This is a genomic window from Arthrobacter sp. ERGS1:01, from assembly GCF_001281315.1.
In the GTDB taxonomy this organism is placed as follows: domain Bacteria; phylum Actinomycetota; class Actinomycetes; order Actinomycetales; family Micrococcaceae; genus Specibacter.
Map to the genome: position 1 here is coordinate 1,169,917 of NZ_CP012479.1, position 20,418 is coordinate 1,190,334.

General features: G+C 61.4%; 15 protein-coding genes, 1 tRNA gene and 1 pseudogene. 11 read left to right on the forward strand and 6 right to left on the reverse strand.

The window, feature by feature from the left end:
• Positions 1-389 precede the first annotated feature (389 nt).
• The 4 genes from gltB to arfB all read left to right on the forward strand — a co-directional run bounded on the left by gltB (position 390) and on the right by arfB (position 8,471).
• Entirely contained in the window at positions 390-4,952 is a 4,563-nt protein-coding gene (gene gltB / locus AL755_RS09195; protein ID WP_237762704.1) for a glutamate synthase large subunit, read from the forward strand.
• A complete protein-coding gene (locus tag AL755_RS09200; RefSeq protein WP_054010746.1) occupies positions 4,945-6,402 on the forward strand; it encodes a glutamate synthase subunit beta in 1,458 nt (485 codons plus the stop codon). The genes gltB and AL755_RS09200 overlap by 8 nt, the downstream gene beginning before the upstream one ends.
• A gap of 64 nt (positions 6,403-6,466) precedes the next feature.
• Positions 6,467-7,951: a pyruvate kinase gene (pyk, locus tag AL755_RS09205; RefSeq protein ID WP_054010747.1), complete on the forward strand. Its 1,485-nt coding sequence runs from the start codon at positions 6,467-6,469 to the stop codon at positions 7,949-7,951.
• 97 nt (positions 7,952-8,048) lie between these two features.
• Positions 8,049-8,471, forward strand: a complete 423-nt coding sequence (gene arfB, locus AL755_RS09210; protein ID WP_054010748.1) for an alternative ribosome rescue aminoacyl-tRNA hydrolase ArfB — start codon at positions 8,049-8,051, stop codon at positions 8,469-8,471.
• Between the two features lie 92 nt (positions 8,472-8,563).
• Here arfB and AL755_RS09215 read toward each other — a convergent pair whose 3' ends face one another.
• Positions 8,564-9,163, reverse strand: a complete 600-nt coding sequence (locus AL755_RS09215; protein ID WP_054010749.1) for an ANTAR domain-containing response regulator — start codon at positions 9,161-9,163, stop codon at positions 8,564-8,566.
• A 186-nt stretch (positions 9,164-9,349) separates the two neighbouring features.
• On the opposite strand from AL755_RS09215, the gene AL755_RS09220 reads away from it, so the two are divergent.
• The 3 genes from AL755_RS09220 (at position 9,350) to AL755_RS24545 (ending at position 10,505) form a co-directional block, all read left to right on the forward strand.
• Positions 9,350-9,430, forward strand: a tRNA-Leu gene (locus tag AL755_RS09220).
• A 310-nt stretch (positions 9,431-9,740) separates the two neighbouring features.
• Positions 9,741-10,031 carry a hypothetical protein gene (locus AL755_RS09225; protein ID WP_054010750.1) on the forward strand — a complete coding sequence of 97 codons (291 nt, stop codon included), beginning with the start codon at positions 9,741-9,743 and terminating at the stop codon, positions 10,029-10,031.
• Positions 10,032-10,145: 114 nt separating this feature from the next.
• Positions 10,146-10,505, forward strand: coding sequence for a tyrosine-type recombinase/integrase (locus tag AL755_RS24545; protein ID WP_445290509.1), 360 nt, complete (start codon positions 10,146-10,148; stop codon positions 10,503-10,505).
• Between the two features lie 63 nt (positions 10,506-10,568).
• Here AL755_RS24545 and AL755_RS09235 read toward each other — a convergent pair whose 3' ends face one another.
• The gene (locus tag AL755_RS09235; RefSeq protein WP_054010752.1) at positions 10,569-11,282 is read right to left on the reverse strand and encodes an HAD hydrolase-like protein; all 714 of its coding nucleotides are present in this window, start codon (positions 11,280-11,282) and stop codon (positions 10,569-10,571) included.
• A 75-nt stretch (positions 11,283-11,357) separates the two neighbouring features.
• Here AL755_RS09235 and AL755_RS09240 point away from each other — a divergent pair, with 75 nt between their 5' ends.
• Positions 11,358-11,825: an Lrp/AsnC family transcriptional regulator gene (locus AL755_RS09240; RefSeq protein WP_054010753.1), complete on the forward strand. Its 468-nt coding sequence runs from the start codon at positions 11,358-11,360 to the stop codon at positions 11,823-11,825.
• Position 11,826: 1 nt separating this feature from the next.
• Here the strand turns inward: AL755_RS09240 and AL755_RS09245 are convergent, their stop codons facing one another.
• From AL755_RS09245 to AL755_RS09255, 3 genes are all read right to left on the reverse strand, one after another.
• Positions 11,827-13,239: an aspartate ammonia-lyase gene (locus tag AL755_RS09245; RefSeq protein WP_054010754.1), complete on the reverse strand. Its 1,413-nt coding sequence runs from the start codon at positions 13,237-13,239 to the stop codon at positions 11,827-11,829.
• A gap of 103 nt (positions 13,240-13,342) precedes the next feature.
• Positions 13,343-14,755, reverse strand: coding sequence for an aldehyde dehydrogenase family protein (locus AL755_RS09250; protein WP_054012971.1), 1,413 nt, complete (start codon positions 14,753-14,755; stop codon positions 13,343-13,345).
• Positions 14,748-15,800 carry a homoserine dehydrogenase gene (locus AL755_RS09255; RefSeq protein WP_054010755.1) on the reverse strand — a complete coding sequence of 351 codons (1,053 nt, stop codon included), beginning with the start codon at positions 15,798-15,800 and terminating at the stop codon, positions 14,748-14,750. Before AL755_RS09255 ends, AL755_RS09250 begins: the two co-directional genes overlap by 8 nt.
• 306 nt (positions 15,801-16,106) lie before the next feature.
• Here AL755_RS09255 and AL755_RS09260 point away from each other — a divergent pair.
• From AL755_RS09260 to AL755_RS09270, 3 genes and pseudogenes are all read left to right on the forward strand, one after another.
• Positions 16,107-17,545, forward strand: a pseudogene (locus tag AL755_RS09260) (amino acid permease).
• Positions 17,546-17,626: 81 nt separating this feature from the next.
• Positions 17,627-18,796 (forward strand): alanine racemase, encoded by a 1,170-nt coding sequence (gene alr / locus AL755_RS09265; RefSeq protein WP_054010756.1) that lies wholly within the window; start codon positions 17,627-17,629, stop codon positions 18,794-18,796.
• Between the two features lie 31 nt (positions 18,797-18,827).
• On the forward strand, positions 18,828-19,586 hold the full coding sequence (locus tag AL755_RS09270) for an IclR family transcriptional regulator (protein WP_054010757.1): 759 nt from the start codon (positions 18,828-18,830) through the stop codon (positions 19,584-19,586).
• Positions 19,587-19,620: 34 nt separating this feature from the next.
• Here AL755_RS09270 and AL755_RS22380 read toward each other — a convergent pair whose 3' ends face one another.
• Positions 19,621-20,391, reverse strand: coding sequence for an IclR family transcriptional regulator (locus tag AL755_RS22380; protein WP_082369038.1), 771 nt, complete (start codon positions 20,389-20,391; stop codon positions 19,621-19,623).
• Between the last annotated feature and the right edge of the window lie 27 nt (positions 20,392-20,418).

The window sequence follows — 20,418 nt, forward strand, 5'->3', positions numbered from 1 at the left end:
GTGCATATCCGTTCATGATGCAAGATCAATGTATTCACCACCCATGACCCCCTTATATAGTGAAAAACGCCGCGCAAAGGGCGTCGTGTGTCATTCACACGGCGTTTTGTGCACTTGCACTAGGAAATGAACTTTCGAGTGTGATTGCCACAATCGCGAACCGGTGGAGCCACAGTTTCTCCACCGGCCCCTCGGGTGGCAGCGATCCATCACTGGTTTTCGGGAATCCCGTCCCGGAAGCCCAAGGGCCAGCGTCGTCCCCGTCCACGCTCGACCAGGGGAAGGACTTCACCGTCATGACTCGATCTTCACAACCGCCCGCCACCACCCGCGATGCCGCCGGTGCACCCTCGGCAGAGGTGGTTTCACCCTTTACCCGCTTTGCGTCCATGCCGGCCCAGGCCGGCCTGTACCGCCCGGAAGCCGAGAAGGACGCCTGCGGCCTGGCCATCGTGGCCACCCTGCGCGGCACGCCCGGACACGACATTGTCCAGCAGGCCCTGGTGGCCCTGCGCAACCTCGAACACCGCGGCGCCGTCGGTGCCGACGAGGGAACCGGCGACGGCGCCGGCATCCTGACCCAGGTCCCCGACGAGTTCTTCCGCGCCGTGACGGGCTTTGAGCTGCCCGCGGAGGGCAACTACGCCGTGGGAACCGCGTTCCTGCCCACCGAAGCCAGGGAACTGGCCGCCACGAAGGCGGGGCTGGAATCGCTCGCCGAACGTGAAGGCCTCACCGTCCTGGGCTGGCGCGAGGTGCCCGTCGTCGCCGAACTGGTCGGAGCCAGCGCCCGCGACTGCATGCCGCACTTCAGCCAGCTGTTCGTCGCCATTGACGGCCCGGCCGCGGAACTGTCCCGCCGCGAGGTCAACGCCCTCGATGCGAAGGCCTTCCGCCTGCGCAAGCGCGCCCAGCACAAGTTCGGCGTGTACTTCCCATCCCTGTCCTCCAAGACCATTGTGTACAAGGGCATGCTGACCACGGCCCAGGTGGAACCGTTCTACCCGGACCTCTCCGACGCCCGCTTCAAGACCCGCCTCGCGATCGTGCACTCGCGCTTCTCCACCAACACCTTCCCGTCCTGGCCGCTGGCCCAGCCGTTCCGTGCCATCGCCCACAACGGCGAGATCAACACGGTCAAGGGCAACCGGAACTGGATGCGCGCCCGCCAGTCCACGCTCTCGCACAAGCTGCTGGGCGATTCACCCGAGGAACTGTTCCCGATCTGCACGCCGGGAGCCTCCGACTCGGCATCCTTCGACGAGGTGGCCGAGCTCCTGTGGCTCTCCGGCCGCCCCATCACCGAGGCCATCATGATGATGATCCCGGAGGCCTGGGAAAACCACGCCACGATGGACCCCGACCGCAAGGCCTTCTACGAGTACCACTCGCTCATGATGGAACCGTGGGACGGCCCGGCCGCCGTGTCCTTCACCGACGGCACCCAGGTGGGCGCCACCCTGGACCGCAACGGACTGCGCCCCTGCCGTTACTGGGTCACCGACGACGGCCTGGTCGTCTTCGCCTCCGAGGTAGGCGTGCTGGAGATCGCCCCGGAAAAGATCGTCGAGAAGGGCCGCGTTGCCCCCGGCAAGATGTTCGTCGTCGACACAGAGAACGGCCGCCTCATCCGCGACGAGGAAGTCAAGTCCCAGCTGGCCGCGGCCAACCCCTGGGCCGACTGGGTCAAGGAAAACACGATCCGCCTCGCCGAGCTGCCCGAGCGTGAGCACGTGGTCCACACGAGCGCCTCCGTGGTCCACCGCCAGCGCACGTTTGGCTACACCACCGAGGAACTGAAGATCCTGCTCGGCCCCATGGCCCAGACCGGCGGCGAGCCGCTGGGCGCCATGGGCACCGACACTCCCGTCGCCGTGCTGTCCAAGCGGCCCCGGTTGCTGTTCGACTACTTCGTGCAGTCCTTCGCCCAGGTGACCAACCCGCCGCTGGACGCCATCCGCGAGGAACTCGTCACCTCCCTCAACACGACCATCGGCCCGCAGGGAAACCTGCTCTCGCGTGCCAAGGTGCGCATGCCGCAGGTGGCCCTGACGTTCCCCGTCATCAACAATGACGAGCTGGCGAAGATCGCCAACATCGAAACCCCCGCCGCCGCGGATGGCACGGGCGGAGAGCTCATCGCCATGAAGGTGCGCGGGTTGTACAAGTTCGACGGCGGCGAGGCAGCCCTGCGCTCCCGCCTCACCGAAATCTGTGAGCAGGTTTCCGGCGCCATCAACCGCGGCGTGCAGTACGTGGTGCTCTCGGACCGGGATTCCTCGGCCGCCTGGGCGCCCATCCCGTCCCTGCTGTTGCTCAGCGCCGTCCACCACCACCTGCTGCGCAGCGCCAACCGCACCAAGATCTCCCTGGTGGTGGAGGCCGGCGACGTCCGCGAGGTCCACCACGTGGCCGTGCTGATCGGCTTCGGCGCCGCCGCAGTCAACCCCTACCTGGCCATGGAATCCGTTGAGGAACTCATCCGCAACGGCGACGTCACCGGCGTCACGCCCGAACAGGGTGTTGCACACCTGATCAAGGGCCTGGGCAAGGGCGTATTGAAGATCATGTCCAAGATGGGCATCTCCACGGTGGCCTCCTACTGCGGCGCCCAGACCTTCGAGGCGCTGGGCCTGTCGCAGAAGCTTGTCAATGAATACTTCACCGGCACCGTCTCCCAGCTCGGCGGCGTCGGCCTCGACGTCATCGCCAAGGAGGTGGCGGCCCGGCACACGCTGGCCTACCCGGTGGACGGCGTCGACGTCCCGCACCGCCCCCTCCAGGGCGGCGGCGAATACCAGTGGCGCCGCGACGGTGAACCGCACCTGTTCAACCCGGACACCGTGTTCCGCCTGCAGCACGCCACCCGCGAACGCCGCTACGACATCTTCAAGAAGTACACGCAGGGCATCGACGACCAGTCGAACAAGCTGATGACCTTCCGCGGCCTGCTGGAATTCAGGAACGGTGTCCGCCCGTCCGTGCCGCTGGAGGAGGTGGAGTCGGTCAGCTCCATCGTCAAGCGATTCTCCACGGGTGCCATGAGCTATGGCTCCATCTCCCAGGAGGCGCACGAGACCCTGGCCATCGCCATGAACCGTTTGGGCGCCAAGTCCAACACGGGGGAGGGCGGCGAAGACGTGGACCGCCTGCTGGATCCGGAGCGCCGCTCCGCCATCAAGCAGGTCGCCTCGGGCCGCTTCGGCGTCACGAGCCTGTACCTGAGTAACGCGACAGACATCCAGATCAAGATGGCCCAGGGCGCCAAGCCCGGCGAGGGCGGCCAGCTCATGGCCAAGAAGGTCTACCCGTGGATCGCCGAAACCCGGCACTCCACGCCCGGCGTCGGCTTGATCTCCCCGCCGCCGCACCATGACATCTACTCGATCGAGGACCTGGCGCAGCTCATCTACGACTGCAAGCGCGCCAACCCGTCAGCCCGGGTGCACGTCAAGCTCGTCTCCGAAATGGGGATCGGCACGGTGGCGGCCGGCGTGACCAAGGCCAAGGCCGACGTCGTCCTGGTTTCCGGGCACGACGGCGGCACCGGCGCCAGCCCGCTGAACTCGCTCAAGCACGCCGGCATGCCGTGGGAGCTCGGCCTGGCCGAGGCCCAGCAGACGCTGCGCCTGAACGGGCTGCGTGACCGCGTGGTGGTGCAGGTGGACGGTCAGTTGAAGACCGGCCGCGACGTGGTGGTCGCCGCACTGCTTGGCGCCGAGGAATATGGTTTCGCGACGGCGCCGCTGGTGGTATCCGGCTGCGTCATGATGCGCGTCTGCCACCTGGACACCTGCCCCGTGGGTGTCGCCACGCAGAACCCGGAGCTGCGCAAGCGGTTCAGTGGCAAGCCCGAATTCGTGGTGAACTTCTTTGAGTTCCTGGCCGAGGAGGTCCGCGAGATCCTCGCCGAACTCGGGTTCCGTACGCTCGAGGAGGCCATTGGCCAGGCCGGCGTGCTGGATGTCCGCAAGGCCGTGGACCACTGGAAGACCGAGGGCCTGGACCTGAGCCCCATCATTTCCGACGCCGGGGTGGCCGCCGGGACGCCGGTGCGCAACACCACCACGCAAAACCATGAGCTGGAGAAGCACTTCGACCAGCAGCTGATCAGCATGAGCGCCGAGGCGCTCAGCGACCGCGCCCCGGTGCGGATCAGCGTGCCCGTGGTCAACACGGACCGTTCCGTGGGCACCCTGCTCGGCTACAACGTCACCAAGACGTTCGGCATCGACGTCCTGGGCCCGGACACGATCGACGTGACGCTGACCGGACAAGCCGGGCAGTCGCTCGGCGCGTTCCTGCCGGCCGGCATCACGTTGCGGCTCTTCGGCGACGCCAACGACTACGTGGGCAAGGGCCTCTCCGGAGGACGCATCACGGTGCAGCCGGACCGGGCCAACACGTTCACCGCGGCGGATAACGTCATTGCCGGCAACGTGATCGGCTACGGCGCCACGAGCGGTGAAATGTTCCTGCGCGGCCAGGTGGGCGAACGCTTCCTGGTGCGCAACTCCGGCGCCACGGCCGTCGTCGAAGGCATCGGCGACCACGGCTGTGAATACATGACCGGCGGCCGGGCCCTGATCCTGGGCTCCGTGGGACGCAACTTTGGTGCCGGCATGTCCGGCGGCACGGCGTATGTGCTGGACCTTGCAGCCAGCAGCGTCAACAAGCAGGCGCTCGAATCGGGCGAGCTGTCCCTCTTGCCACTCGACGACGGCGACACGGACCTGGTCCGTACGCTCCTGGCGCGGCACCAGGAGGAGACGGGCTCGGCCGTGGCGCAAGCCCTGCTGGAGAACTTCCCGGCGACCGTGGCGCGCCTGACCAAGGTGCTCCCGCGCGACTATGCAGCAGTTTTGGAAACCCGCTTGGCAGCAGCCGAGCTGGGCGAGGACCCGGACGGCGACACCGTCTGGCAGAAAATCCTGGAGGTGACCGGTGGCTGATCCCCGCGGTTTTTTGAAGACACGTGAACGCATCACCCAGACCCGGCGGCCCGTCCCGGTCCGCATCATGGACTGGAAGGAAGTGTACGAGGCGCAGCAGAAGGGCGTGCTGAAGTCGCAGGCCGGTCGTTGCATGGACTGCGGCGTGCCGTTCTGCCACCAGGGCTGTCCCTTGGGCAACCTGATCCCGGAGTGGAACGACCTCACCTGGCGCGACAAGGGCCAGGAGGCCATTGAGCGCCTGCACGCCACCAACAACTTCCCCGAATTCACCGGCCGGCTCTGCCCGGCACCGTGCGAAAGCGCCTGCGTGCTGAGCATCAACCAGCCCGCGGTGACCATCAAGCAGGTCGAGGTCTCCATCATCGACGAGGCGTTCGAGGCCGACTGGGTCCAGCCCCTGCCGCCGGCCCGCCTGACCGGCAAGACCGTCGCCGTTGTCGGCTCCGGCCCCGCCGGCCTGGCCGTGGCCCAGCAGCTGACCCGCACCGGACACACCGTGGCCGTGTATGAACGCGACGACCGGATCGGCGGCCTGCTGCGGTACGGCATCCCCGACTTCAAGTTGGAGAAGGAAAAGCTCGACCGCCGCCTGGAGCAGATGACGGCCGAGGGCACCCGCTTCCGCACCGGCGTCGAGGTCGGCAAGGACATTGGCTGGGAGGAGCTGCGCCGCCGTTACGACGCCGTCGTGGTCACCACGGGCGCCACGGTGCCCCGCGACCTGCCCATCCCGGGCCGGGCCCTGACCGGCGTCCATTTCGCCATGGAGTACCTGGTCCAGGCCAACAAGGTGGTCGCCGGGGACGTCGTGGACGGGCAGATCAACGCCAAGGGCAAGCACGTGGTGATCCTGGGCGGCGGCGATACCGGTGCCGACTGCCTGGGCACGGCCCACCGCCAGGAAGCGGCATCGGTCACCACCCTGGCCATCGGCAAGCAGCCCCCCATGGAGCGCACGGCCAACCAGCCGTGGCCCACCTTCCCGAACCTGTTCGAGGTGGCCAGCGCCCACGAGGAAGGCGGAGAGCGCAGCTACCTGGCCTCCACCGTCGAGTTCCTGGGCGACAACGGCGTGCTGACCGGGTTGAAGATCGCCGAAACCGAGTACCTGGACGGCCGGCGCGTGCCCCGGGAGGGCACCGAGCGGATCATCCCGGCGGACCTGGTGTTCCTGTCGCTGGGCTTCACCGGCCCGGAGACCGCGGAGCTGACGCACCAGTTGCCCGTGGAATTGGATGCCCGTTCCAACGTGAACCGTGACGGGTATTACATGACCAGCCGCCCGGGCGTGTTTGCCGCGGGGGATGCCGGACGCGGGCAATCGTTGATCGTGTGGGCCATCGCCGAGGGGCGCGCCTGCGCCGCCGCGGTGGACAAGTACCTGATGGGGGAGACCAACCTGGATGCGCCCGTCTCACCCAGTGACTCGGCTATCAGTGTGATGTAACAACGCGCTAGGCTGGAGGCGGGATCCAAGATTTTAATGTCAACCACACCAATAGGTAGGTAAATTGAGACGCGCAAAAATTGTGGCCACTTTCGGGCCGGCCATCGCCAGCTACGAGAACACACTTGCCGTACTGGACGCGGGCGTAAACGTTGCCCGCATGAACATGAGCCACGGCGATTACACCGTGCACCAGAACACCTTTGACAACGTGCGCAAGGCTGCTGCCGAACTCGGCAAGCCCGTCGCCATCATGGCCGACCTCCAGGGTCCGAAGATCCGCCTGGGCCGCTTCGCCAATGGCACCGGCTACGACCTGGCCGTTGGCGATGTCTTCACGATCACCACCGAAGACGTTCCCGGCACCAAGGACATTTGCTCCACGACCCTGAAGTCGCTGACCGAAGACGTCAAGCCCGGCGATGTCCTGCTGATCGACGACGGCAAGGTGTCCGTTCGCGCCACCGCCGTTGACGACGTCAAGGTGGTCACCGAGGTCATCGTTCCCGGAAAGGTGTCCAACAACAAGGGCATCAACCTGCCCGGCGTGGCCGTCAACGTGCCCGCGCTGAGCGAAAAAGACGAGGACGATCTCCGCTGGGCACTTGAGTGCGGCGTGGACCTGGTTGCCCTCTCCTTCGTCCGCGATGCCGTGGACATCAAGCGCGTGCACGAGATCATGGACGAGGCCGGGCGCCGCGTGCCCGTGATCGCCAAGATCGAGAAGCCGCAGGCCGTGGACAACCTCGAAGCCATCGTCGACGCGTTTGACGCGATCATGGTGGCCCGTGGCGACCTGGGTGTCGAGCTGCCGCTCGAAGACGTGCCGCTGGTGCAGAAGCGCTGTGTTGAAATGGCACGCCGCTGGGCCAAGCCGGTCATCGTCGCCACGCAGGTGCTCGAATCCATGATCGAAAACCCGCGCCCCACGCGCGCCGAGGCTTCCGACTGCGCCAATGCCGTGCTCGACGGCGCGGATGCAGTCATGCTCTCCGGCGAGACCAGCGTTGGTGCGTTCCCGATCGAGACCGTCAAGACGATGGCCCGCATCATCGAGGCCACCGAGAAGGACGGCCTCAAGCGCATCCCGAGCCTCGGCTCCGAGCCGCGGACCCGCGGCGGCGTCATCACGGCAGCAGCCGTGCAGATCGCCGACCAGCTGGACGCCAAGTTCATTGCGACGTTCACGCAGTCGGGCGACTCCGCCCGCCGCCTGTCCCGCCTGCGCCCGTCCAAGCAGGTCTTTGCCTTCACCCCGGTGGAGCAGGTCCGCAACCAGCTGGCACTGACCTGGGGCATCGAGCCGGTTCTGGTGCCCATGGTGGCCCACACCGACGCGATGACCGAGCAGGTTGACCACACCCTGTTGGAGAAGGGCCTCGTGGAGGTTGGCGACATGGTCGTCATCGCCGCCGGTTCCCCTCCCGGACAGGCCGGTTCGACGAACCTGGTCAAGGCCCACAAAGTCGGGGACCTTTCCGACATTGGCAAGGACGCTGCCGGCGTTCCGCTGAACAAGGAAAAGGTCGGCCCCTGGCCCACCGCGTAATCTTGTAGAACAGCGTGAGAAGCACGGCTTGGCGGGAATTTGTTTTCCGCCAAGCCGTGCTTTCCGCGTTAACCCGTGGTCATGCAAGACTTGGGGCATGGATCTTGAGGTGTCGCCCGCGCTCACGATTCCCGCGGCCGAACTCAGCTGGCGGTTCTCGCGTTCCTCCGGGCCCGGCGGCCAGCATGTGAACACCTCGGACAGCCGGGTTGAACTGTCCTGGAACATTGCGGAATCTGCTGCGCTCACCGAGGAGCAGCGGACCGTGTTGTTGAGCCGCCTGGGCCGCCGGCTGGTGGCCGGAGTGGTGACCGTGACCGCCTCCGAACAGCGCTCACAGCTTCGCAACCGTGAGATTGCCTTGCGCAAGCTTGCGGAGCTTGTCACGGCGGCCCTTGCCCCCGATCCGGCCACCCGACGCCCCAGCAAGCCAACCAGGGGATCGGCACGCCGGCACCGCGCGGCCAAGCAGCAGCGTTCGGAGACCAAGCGGCAGCGGCAACGACCGTACGCAGACTAGCGGCCGTTGCGCCACCGAATGATCGGTGGTGCAACGGCCGCTGGTTTTATCTGCCTTCTTGGGCGCTTTGCCGTTAGACGCGCGTGGAGACCTTAGTTGACCTGGTTGATGATGGTCTCGGCGACTTCGCGCATGCTCAGGCGACGGTCCATGGAGGTCTTCTGGATCCAGCGGAAGGCCTCGGGCTCGCTCAGGCCCATCTTGGTGGTGAGCAGGCTCTTGGCGCGCTCCACGAGCTTGCGGGTGGCGAACTGCTCCTGGAGGTCGGAGACCTCGTCCTCGAGGGCCTTGATTTCCTCGTGGCGGGACAGTGCGATTTCCAGGGCCGGGATCAGGTCCGCGGGGGTGAAGGGCTTGACCACGTAGGCCATGGCGCCGGCGTCGCGGGCGCGCTCCACGAGTTCCTTCTGGCTGAACGCGGTCAGGAGCACGACGGGGGCGATGCGGGCCTTGACGATCTGCTCGGCCGCGGTGATGCCGTCCATGACGGGCATCTTGACGTCCATGAGGACCAGGTCGGGCTTGAGTTCCTTGGCCAGCTCCACGGCCTTCTCGCCGTTGTCGGCTTCGCCAACGACGTCGTAGCCCTCGCCGCGCAGGATCTCCATGATGTCCAAGCGGATCAGGGTCTCGTCTTCGGCGACGATGACGCGGCGAGCGGGGACGGTGGTGGATTCCGATTGTTCGGACACTAAGGGCTCCTTAGAAGCTGATCGCTGTAACGGCAGGCGCAAAATCCGGGGAAATTCCGGCTGGACGCTGCTGGTTCTACAAAACAGCCTATCTGCATGTAGAGTAGTTTCGCGCACTTGTTCGGAAGCGATTCACGAACAAGAGCGTGATCTTTGTAACGGCGTTCACTTGAACCCTTTGCTAAGGCCCAAGTGGCGGAACGGCAGACGCGCTGCACTCAAAATGCAGTATCGAAAGGTGTGTGGGTTCGAATCCCACCTTGGGCACATTTTTTCGAAGAATGACCTCCTGGAAACAGGGGGTCATTCTTGTTTTCCGACCCCGTTGGTCGAGCTTGTCGAGACCCGGTTTTTACCCCTGCTGATTGCCCAATGCTGATCGAGCGGTTTTCAGTGGATGCCCTCTTCCTTGTCGGTGGTGGATATTTTCCCTGACATCTATTCATGGCTCGCGGGACACTATTCGACATGACCAGTTTCGGCTAGGGCTTCCGGATCCATGCTTAACGGCTAGCCGCGGCTTGCCGGCGCAGAGGCTGGGCCATGGATCGGCACCACTGAAGCCTGTGGATCGGCTTTGACGCAATGGGTGAGTGCGATCCAGGAAAAAGGTAATCGTGCCAAGACGATCCACAATGTTCATGGGTTGGTCTTTTGGGCAATGGAGTTCGATGTTCGTGCCGGGTACGGGCCGGTGGGGGAGCGGATCGAGGGTGACGTCCAGTTCCTGACCCCGGACGGGTTCGCACTGCTCGCGTGGAAGATTCCGGAGGGGTTCAAGGTGTTTGTGCAGTTTCTGGTCATGACCGGTACCCGCTTTGGGGAGGCTACCGCGGCGACCATCAACGACATCGCGTTGGAATCCTAACCGGCGACAGTTCGGATCGAAAAGGCGTGCAAGCGGAATGGCGACAACGCCTACTACGTGGGGCCAACCAAGACTGGTGCAGGGAGCAGCGCAGGGTCCCAGCCGCCGGTCCTGGTGGAACACCTGACCCCGCTCATGGCTGGGAGGCAGGGGAGTGAGACGGTCTTCACGTCGGAGTCGGGTGGGCGGATCGTGCACAGCACCTTTTGGCGGAAGACCTGGATACCCGCCGTAACAGCCGCCAAGGGGGCGGGATTTGCAAAGGCGTTGCGGATCGACGATCTTCGCCACATGCACGTGTACTGCCTAATCCACGAAGGCGTCCCGCTCTTCACTAATTCCCGTAGACTCGGCCACGCCTCCACCATCACGACGGAGGAGGTCTATGGACACCTCTTGCTCCAAGCCCTCCAAGACGCAGCCGATGCCATGGACCGATCCGAGCAGCGGATACGCGAACAAGGAGACGCCTGAGGCAACCCTCAATTCGTGACACGCCGTCTGGAGGCGTTCGTCCCAACTCAAAAAAAGACAGGATCAGATCAAGGCCGGTTCATAGTTCCGACTTCTGTTCAATACCATTGGAAGAAGGGCCTCCGGGGAGGAGGCAATTGCTTTCGCGTGTGACGCTTCGCCCAAGTCTCCGTACCCCCACGACACGAATATTGTGGGGATGCCATGCGCTGCTGCGCCGGAGACATCATATTCACGGTCTCCGATCATTACGGGATTGGAGACATCGACTCCTTGTGATTCAAGACGGAGTAGCAGTTCTGCAATAACTTGCTTCTTATCGGCTCGTCCCTCGTTGTCAGAGGCGCCGCATATATTTGCAAAGTGGCGGGTGATGCCGAATCGCTGTGCGAGGCGTTCTGCCTGGTCTTCCACTTTTGAGGTAGCCACGGCCATCGGGATGCCCGCTGCCTTTAGTTGATCCAGAAGTTCGATGATTCCGGCGTAAATGCTGGACTGCTCGGCGCCGTGATCAGCGTACGCCGCGCGGTAGTGTTTGATGGCCCTTTTGGCCGTTGGCTCGTCCAGCCCTGAAACTGTTCTGAAGGACTCGATCATCGGAGGGCCGACAAATCGACGAAGTTCATCCAGCGGAGGCACCTGTGCTCCCACAGCAATGAGAGCCTGGGCTGCACTTGATGTAACGCCAGGAGCCGAGTCCAGTAGCGTGCCGTCCATATCGAAGAAGATGCAGGTTATGTCTTTGAGAGTCGGCTGGGATTGATCTGGAAGTATCATTGCGTTGGAAACTTTCCGTCGTGAGACTGGTCAACTCAGGTTGTGCCAGAGGATTAATTGCTGTGAAGGGCGAACATGGATCGAGCGAGTCTTGACCAGATAGACCAGAAGATCTTTGCGGAGCTCACAAGAAATGCCCGTGTTAGCCATGCTGAACTGGCGACGAAAGTTCTCCTTTCACGCAATGCAGTGCGGCAGCGGATCGACCGGATGGAACGGCACGGGCTAATCCAGGGGTACACCATTGTCACTGGGCCATCAGGGCAGGTCCCTGTCTCGGCGTTCTTGATGGTCTATCGGAAAGACAGAGTGCGGGGGGCTGATGTCATCACCGTTTTGCGGTCGATTCCGGAAGTGGTCCTGTGTGATGTAGTGAGCGGTGACTTTGATCTTTTGTTGCGTGTTGAGGCCCGCTCCTTGGCTAGGATCCAGGAGATTTGGGAGCAGGTCGCAGCGCTTCCGGGAGTTACGAATACTGTGACAGCAATGACGCTCTCCAGTGTCGTTCGGAGGGATCCCATAGGAGTTACTGGGATGGAGTGATTCATCGACCCTCGTCTAAGACAGTGGCGGCCATGGGAAGTACTGCGGATTCAAGGAGAGACTGAGCCTCGGCCAGGTCCATGAGGTTCCGGCCGATGACTACGTCAACGATGGATGACCCGGTACGGAGGGCCTCTTTGGCAACCGCTGCTGCGGCGGTGTAGCCGATGGCCGGAATTAGTGCCGTCGCCAAGCCCACGGAGGCTGCCGTTTGGAGTGCGAGGTGCTCCGTGTTTGCTTCAATGCCTTCCATGCAGTGTGTACGCAGAACGCGCACGCCTCGTTCGAGCCATGAAAGGCTCTGAAGCAGGACGTGGGCAATAACCGGCTCGAAGGCATTGAGCTGGAGTTGACCGTTGTCTGCCGCCATCGTCACCGCGGTGTCCGCCCCGGCTACAGCGAAGGCGATCTGGTTCATTGTTTCGGGGATGACTGGATTGACTTTCCCGGGCATGATGGATGATCCGGCCTGGCGGGGTGGCAAGATGATTTCGCCAAAGCCGTTTTGTGGGCCACTGGACAGCAGCCGGAGGTCGCTGCTGATTTTGGACAATTTGATGGCCGTCCGTTTCAGCATGCCGGACATGTGCATGAAGACGCCAACGTCGGACGTTGCCTCGATGAGGTCGATGGCGGGAACAAGCGGTATGCCGGAGATTTTGGACAATGCTTGCAGCACCAGTTGCTGATACCCAGGTTCGGCGGTGATGCCTGTGCCGATGGCGGTGGCTCCTAAGCTACATTCGCGCATGAGTGCGGCGGACTCAGTGAGTCTGGAACGGTCTTCTTCCAATGTTGCGGCGAAGGCGTTAAATTCCTGTCCGAGTGTCATCGGGACCGCGTCCTGAAGCTGTGTTCGGCCCATCTTCACAACGGCGGCGAATTCAGTGCCCTTTCTCCTGGCGGCTGCGGCAAGGTTGCCCAGTTCGTGGTTGAGTTCTGCGGCGGCGAGAATCAGCGCAATTTTGATCGCAGTCGGATATACATCGTTGGTCGATTGGCATCTGTTGACATGATCAATGGGATGGAGGTGCTGGTATTCCCCTCGACGATGGCCCATCTTCTCCAGTGCGAGGTTCGCGATGACTTCGTTGGCGTTCATGTTGGTGCTAGTTCCCGCCCCTCCTTGGATTACGTCGACGCAGAACTGTTTGTGGTGGTATCCGTTCTGGATTTCTTGGCACGATTTCTGGATTGCTATTGATTGTTGGTCCGTGATGACCCCGAGTTGGCCGTTGGCCTGCGCGGCTGCGTTCTTGATCATTGCCAAGGATTGAACCAGGTGTGGGTGGCTTGACACGGGAAGGTCGCTGATGGTGAAGTTTTCCAACGCTCGGGCCGTGTGTGCTCCCCAGTAGGCAGCACTCGGCACTGCAATGGCTCCAAGTGAATCAGTCTCGATGCGGGTGGTCATGGTATTCCATTCGTTGTGCCATATCGCTGCGTGGGCAAGATCGGTAGTGCTGCTTCCAGAAGACATCGGAGGGACTGGACTTTCGGCCAGCCCCTCCGTTCCTTTAGCTCTTGATGCAGACGACTTTCGGCTGGGTCATTTCTTCGTAGGCGAAGCGGACGCCCTCCCTGCCCATGCTCCCGAACTTGGAGCCCCCGAACGGCATGCCATCGAAGCGGTAATCCGAAGAATCATTGATCATGACCCCACCTGCATCGAGGCGGCGAGCGGCATCCATGGCGTCGCTGAGAGAGTTGGTGAAAATGCCTGCATGAAGGCTGAACTCGATGGCATTCGCCATCTCAATGGCATCTTCGAAAGCCTCGAATGCCTCCAGCATCACAACGGGGCCGAACGCTTCCTCCGTCCACAGTCGGCTCGTGGCAGGTACGGCCTCCAGAACAGTCGGATGAAGGACATTGCCGTCAGTCGTGTTGCCGGTGAGCAGAACGGCGCCGGCATCGATGGCCTCATCCACTTTGGCTCGAAGTTCCCGCAATGCGGCTGGGGTGATCATGGGCCCCACATCCGTCAGTTCGTGGGACGGATCGCCGGAAAGCAAACGCCTCGTCGCTTCAAGGAATCGCTGACGGAAGTCGCCGTACAGCGGTTCGGCTATGAGAATCCGCTGCACGCCCACGCAGTTCTGTCCAGCAGCCCAGAACGCCCCGGATACGCAAGATTCCACGGCGTCGTGAAGGTCGGCGTCGGCCATGACGATGACCGGCGCGTTCCCGCCAAGATCCATTGAGAGTTTCTTTAGTCCGGCCGCACGGGCAATACTCTCACCTGTGGAGAATCCGCCGGTGAAAGAGACCATGCGTACCTCTCGGGAACGGATGATGGATTCGGCAACCTCCCGGTCGCCGTGAACAATGGTGAGGACCTCGGGTGGAAGGCCGGCGTCCAGGAGCGCTTCGGTGAGTAGCTGGGCCGACAAGGGGGTCAGTGCGGAAGGTTTGAGGATGACAGCATTTCCACCAGCGATCGCAGGCCCGATTTTGTGCGCCACCAGATTGAGGGGGTCATTGAATGGTGTGATCGCTGCAATGATGCCTAGGGGTTCCCGTGAGTACCAGCCTGTTCGGTTTTCGGAGCCTTCATACGAATCAAAGGGGATGACTTCCCCGGCGTTCCTTCGTGCTTCGGCTGCGGACAGGCGAAGAGTGTTTACAGCGCGCAGGACTTCCTTCCTGGCTTGGCGGATGGTCTTTCCGGACTCGGCCACAATTGTTTGGGCAAATTCCTCGCTCCGTCCTTCGATGCCAGTCGCGGCGCAATCCAGAATCTTTCCACGTGAGTTCCGGGACAATGCGCGTGCTTTCTGCGCTCCGGCCCGGGCCGTCGCAAGAATGGCTTCGCCTGCGGCGTCCTCGGTAAGCGCGACTGTTCCAACTATCCTGCCGTCGTAAGGGCTTGTCACCATCCTGAACTGGGGGAGCGCCGTCTGTGTTGGACAGAGGATTGAATCAGACATGGGCACCTACGCTCTTCTTGGCGGCGTGCATGGCGATGATGTCAGAAAGTAACGCATACGCAGTTTCCATGCGGCCGGCCCCTGGGCCGGAAACGGTGACGGGACCGAGAAGATCGGTGTCGAAGGAGACTGCGTTCGTGGCCGCCGAGACTCCGGCAAGCCCGTGGTCAAGGGGCAAGGCGACGGGCGCAACTCCGGCCGTGACACTTCCATCAGGGTTCTTCTGCGCGGAACCAACCAGCTTCCAGCGGCGTCCCTCTTGGGCTGCCTGCTGGATGTCAGTAAGGGTCACCGTCGAGATTCCTTGACGCTGTACGTCCTTGAGCTCGATGCCGGCATGGAGCAGTTCGTTGGCAAGGATCAGTACCTTGAGCTGTACGTCGAAGCCCTCAATGTCTGCTGCGGGATCAGCCTCGGCATACCCGAGTTCCTGGGCCTCCTTGATTGCCGCTTCGAAATCAAGGCCTGCTTCCATCCGCCCAAGCACATAATTGCTGGTGCCGTTTAGGATTCCTTCGAATCCGTTTAGCGTCAGGCCTTCAAACATGATCTTGGCCAGTCGGATCACCGGTGTGCCACTCATGACGGCGCCTTCGAATTCGAAGTGGACACCGTTCTGCCTCGCCAGTGACGTGAGCTCCGTGCCGCGCAGGGCAACAGGGCCCTTGTTTGTCGTGCAAACGCTCTTTCCGGATTCAAGTGCCCATTGCACGTGAGACACAGCCGGCTCGCCGTCGAGGGGGTTGGTGAATGTTGCTTCACAAACAATCTCAGCTGTACTTGTGCGGATGACTGATTCATTGTTGGTGTCTGTTGATCCACCGTGCTCGGCGAAGGAATCGCTATCTCCGCCCAAACTGAGCGCCATGGAGAGGTCGATGCCCTCAGGCTGCATGAGGGATCCAAGGCGAAGATCGGTGATGGCAACGACCCGCAAACCAAAGCCCAATTCGGAACGTAGCTTCTCGCCGCGTGTGGCGATGAGTTCGGCCAAGGTTCTGTTGACGCCGCCAAAGCCAATCAGCGCAATGTCATAGGTGGTCATGGTGCTCCTTCAAATAATCAGTTGGGTCGGTCCTTCAATCTTGGTCGCATTTCATGTCAGTCCAACCATGTGATTGTGACCGTAGAACAGGGCAATCTGACCATCCTTCGGCCGATTCGACATCCACCACAAGAAGTAGCATTTGTGCAACATGAGCAAGACAAAATGTTCTTAATGACCAAAGGACTTGATTTGTGTTACCTTCATCACTATCCCGTTGCGTAGCTGAACCATCTTGTGACCGCTTGGCTCGGGGCAGTACGCGCACCATTTAGCTCTGGACCTTAACCACACCTGGGAGACACCATGGAACCATCAGCACGCGTCACGTTAGACCCCCAGCAGATAGAATCGCCACCGGCCGAAACTGGACTCCGCCGATCTATGGGTGCACGGCATTTGGTCATGATCGCCATGGGCGGTGTGATTGGCTCCGGACTCTTCCTTAGTTCCGGGTACACGATTTCCCAAGCCGGTCCGCTCGGAGCCGTCATCGCCTATCTCATAGGTTCTTTTGTGGTGTACCTGGTGATGACCTGTCTTGGCGAGCTTGCTATCGCCTACCCCGTGTCGGGGGCCTTTCACATCTACGCCGCTAGATCGATCGGGCCGGCCACTGGGTTCGCAACTGCGTGGCTGTACTGGCTGTGCTGGGCCGTAGCCATTGGCTCCGAGTTCACGGCCTCCGGTCTGCTCATGCGCCGATGGTTCCCCGACGTTGATGTATGGGTCTGGTGCATCATCTTTGCTGCCCTTTTGTTTGGACTCAACGCAATCTCCTCGAAGTTCTTCGGGGAATCAGAATTCTGGTTCGCGATCATCAAAGTCGCTGCCATCATTGGCCTCATCGTCCTAGGCGGCGCGGCATTGTTTGGTTTTCACCCGCTCAGCGAGGGAAGCAACCATCCCTTCCTCCTCGGGAACTTCAACACAAGCGGCGGTCTCTTTCCCAACGGATTCACAGGCGTTCTCGTCACGGCACTGGCAGTGTTCTACGCCTTCTCGGGTTCGGAACTGATCGGTGTAGCCGCCGGTGAAACTTCGGATCCAGCCACCAATATCCCGAAAGCAATGCGCAGCACCGTCATACGCCTACTGATCTTCTTTGTTGGGGCGATTACTGTTATCGCAGCAACTGTTCCGTATGAGAAGACTGGACTGGACGAGAGCCCGTTCGTCACAGTCTTCTCATCCATCGGCATTCCTTTTGCCCCCGACATTATGAACTTCGTCATCATCACGGCGCTTCTATCAGCTGGCAACAGTGGACTCTTCTCTTGTGCCCGGATGCTCTATTCACTCGCGGACGAAGGCCACGCCCCCGTGCACTCAAGAAGGTAACCCGACGCGGAATCCCCCTGATCGCGCTAACTGTCAGCATGCTCGGGGGGCTGGCTTCACTCATCAGTAGTGTTGTAGCTCCCGAAACGGTGTACTTGGTCCTCGTTTCTGTGGCGGGTTTCGCCGTCGTGGGTGTTTGGATGTCTATCACCGCATCGCACTTCTTCCACAGGAGGGCCTTCGTCAAGAACGGTGGCAACGTGGCTGCTCTGCCGTACAAAGCCCCACTGTTCCCGCTTGTACCGATATTGGCTTTCTCCCTGTGCCTTATCTCGCTCATCGGTATTGCCTTTGATCCGAACCAGATAGCAGCCCTCTACTTCGGAATCCCGTTCGTAGGAGCCTGTTACGCCTTCTTCTATTTCAAGTACGGGCGGAAGGCCCGCATGATCAAACGGGCATAGTTGCGCCAGCCACATTCATCCATCCAGCTTCGCGCCAGAGACACACCTGCTGCTGGCGCGAAGCTGCCCCACGGAGACGACATGAATTCCCAAAATCTGATGACAGATGAAGGCAGATCGATCCACAATGTTGGCAATTGGCTGGAAATCGATGCGAACGCCTTCGAATCAAACGTCCGAACTGTCTTGTCAATGATTGACGGCCGTGCGCAACTGTGCGCAGTGATCAAGTCTGACGCCTATGGACACGGGGCGGACTTGCTCATGCCATCACTTGTACAGCTGGGCGTCCCGTTTGTGGGCGTCGGAAGTAACCAGGAAGCGGCCACGGCGCGCCGCTGCGGCTTCAGGGGAAGAATCCTGCGTGTTCGGGCCGCCGCACCACCAGAGGTCAAGGCAGGGTTGGCGTATGAAATCGAAGAGCTTGTCTCTGACCCGCAGAGTGCATGGGAGATGCAGAACATCGCTGCCGCGTCGGGAACCACAATCAAGATCCATCTGGACATCAACTCTTCGGGGATGAGTAGGCACACCCTTGATGTTTCAACGGCTCATGGTCAGGCTTGTGCGGTAGAAATAGTTAGTCACCCGGGGCTTAAACTTGCTGGAATCATGACTCACTTCCCCCATGACGATGACCGACATATCGAACAGGCCCTTGCGCGCTTTCAACGCGAGGCCAGGGTTTTGCTGAGCCTCACCGGTATTCGCCGGGACGATGTATTGCTCCATTGCGCGAATTCGTATGCTGCCCTGCATATCCGCAGTTCCTGGCTGGACATGGTCCGTGCAGGCGCGGTCCTCTATGGCGACTCGGACCCAATCGTGGGCCAATTTCAACGGTGCCTGACCTTCAAAGCCCGGATAGCTTCCATCAATTCCTATGCCGCCGGCAGCAAAGTCGGCTATGGACAGACACACACCCTTAATCGGGACTCCTGGCTGGCGTCGGTGACCGTTGGGTACGGCGATGGCTACCGACGAGCACTGGCGGTGGGTGGCAACGTCCTCCTTCATGGTCGCCGGGCCAACATTGTCGACCTCGTTTCCATGAATTCCATGATGGTGGACATTACGGACATAGCAGGTGTTTCGCCGGGGGATGAAGTTGTTCTTTTTGGGCGCCAAGGAAACGATGAAATTACACCGATAGAGCTGGAAAAAGCCAACTTTGCAATCCTTGCCGACCTCTACACTGTGTGGGCAGGAGACCGTCGCTTCCTGTCCACCTATAAAGGCATGTCAGAATAGGCATGACTATTGGATGGAAGGGGTGTGGAGAGTGGAGGGTTCCTCAGAATCAGCATCCCTGACACAAGGACTTCAGATCGTCCGACTGGTCGCAGACCGGGAAAAGTGGGGCAGGCGCCTCTTGGGGGTTTCGCAATTGGCCGCCGAGCTGGGTATGGAACAAAGCAGGGTGTCCCGACTGACTCGTGAGTTGTGTGACCTGGGTCTGTTGGAGCGCATCGAGAAGGGTCCGTTCCGGGTCGGTTCGCGATTCTTTACCCTGGCATCCTCGCTCAACACCGGTTGGGTTCGCGAAGCACGAACTGAGCTTGAAATTTTGGTGGCAGAGCTCGGCCTTAGAAGTAGGGTCTTTGTTCGCGATGGGTTCCGAGCCATTTTGCTCCGTTCCTCCACCAACGATGGACTTCCAGGGAGCTTCGTCAAACCTGGCATGGTGACCCCAGTATGGTGCACGGGATCGGGCAGAGCGCTGCTGTGGGACCATAGCCCCGAAGCAATTGAAGCCCTACTTAGAGACGTAAACTTCGTCGGCGTCGGTGGCCCGAGTGCAGCCCATTCGCCTGCGGAGGTCATTGATTTGATGGACCGCGACAGGTCCCGCGGCTTTGTATTGGCGGCGGAAGAATTTGAACACGGCGTCCATGAACTTGCCGCCCCCATCCGCAATCCGGAAGGCGGCATAGCTGCCTCGGTCAGCGTCCTGGGCGACACCGCCGAGATTCAGCCCGGGAACAAACGGATCCTCAAGGCTCTGACGGCAGCCGCCGACCGTCTTAGTTCCTGTGTCTAGTGCCGACGGCGGTGGCGTCAATAATGCCTCAGAGTCACTTTGGGGCAGGTGAATGACCGAGCATTGACTCGAGCCACTTTCCCTGCAATATGAGGGCTGCTGCGCAGAGATCAGTCAGGGGCTCAAGACGTGTCTTGGGGCCCACAACCTGCAGTGCAGCCACCACGTCACCTTTGAAATCTCGAATAGGAACGGCCAAGGAATACAGGCCAGGTTCGGCTTCCTCATCGACGATAGAGTAGCCACGTGCACGTGCGTCATTGAGTCGCCGCAGAAAGTCCTCGACATCCACTGGCGTGTTGGGGCCATGACGAACGAAAGTTGCGGCAGCCAAAACCGTTCGGACTTCGGTGTCTGACGCCTCCCAAAGGAGTGCTTGGCCTGCATCACTACAGTAGGCGGGATAGGGCCGGCCTAGCCAAGAACCGACCATACTACTGCTTGGCGGAAGCTTTTCGCCGATGGTCACAGTACTGTCCCCGCTCAGCACCCCCAAGAAGCACCCTTCATCCGTCTCATTGGCAAGGCGCTCCAAAGCTGTTGTACCGTCGGTCTGCAACCGTTGCTCCGCTAAGAGTTGGGCGTCGGTGAACAATGACCAATTTAGGGTATAGGACCGCTGGTCTGTGCGGTCCAGGAAGCCTTCTTGTTGGGCCCCCCTCAGGCTTCGAGATACTTGGCTGCGGTCTTTGCCCAAATCGGCCGCTATGTTGGCCACAGTTCCGCCTGGAAGGCCTTGAGCGTTGCGAGTACCAACGGCGAGGACGGCCGTGATGCCACGCCCCATGCTTGATGTCTTTGACATAGATTCGAGTCTATCCGCAGCAGAGTC

Bases quoted from the DNA above. Each gene is read 5' to 3' on its own strand.
- gltB (WP_237762704.1), top strand. From the start codon at position 390: ATGCCGGCCCAGGCCGGCCTGTACCGCCCGGAAGCCGAGAAGGACGCC.
- arfB (WP_054010748.1), top strand. From the start codon at position 8,049: ATGGATCTTGAGGTGTCGCCCGCGCTCACGATTCCCGCGGCCGAACTC.
- AL755_RS09235 (WP_054010752.1), bottom strand. From the start codon at position 11,282: ATGATACTTCCAGATCAATCCCAGCCGACTCTCAAAGACATAACCTGC.
- AL755_RS09240 (WP_054010753.1), top strand. From the start codon at position 11,358: ATGGATCGAGCGAGTCTTGACCAGATAGACCAGAAGATCTTTGCGGAG.
- AL755_RS09245 (WP_054010754.1), bottom strand. From the start codon at position 13,239: ATGACCACCCGCATCGAGACTGATTCACTTGGAGCCATTGCAGTGCCG.
- AL755_RS09250 (WP_054012971.1), bottom strand. From the start codon at position 14,755: ATGTCTGATTCAATCCTCTGTCCAACACAGACGGCGCTCCCCCAGTTC.
- AL755_RS09255 (WP_054010755.1), bottom strand. From the start codon at position 15,800: ATGACCACCTATGACATTGCGCTGATTGGCTTTGGCGGCGTCAACAGA.
- alr (WP_054010756.1), top strand. From the start codon at position 17,627: ATGAATTCCCAAAATCTGATGACAGATGAAGGCAGATCGATCCACAAT.
- AL755_RS22380 (WP_082369038.1), bottom strand. From the start codon at position 20,391: ATGTCAAAGACATCAAGCATGGGGCGTGGCATCACGGCCGTCCTCGCC.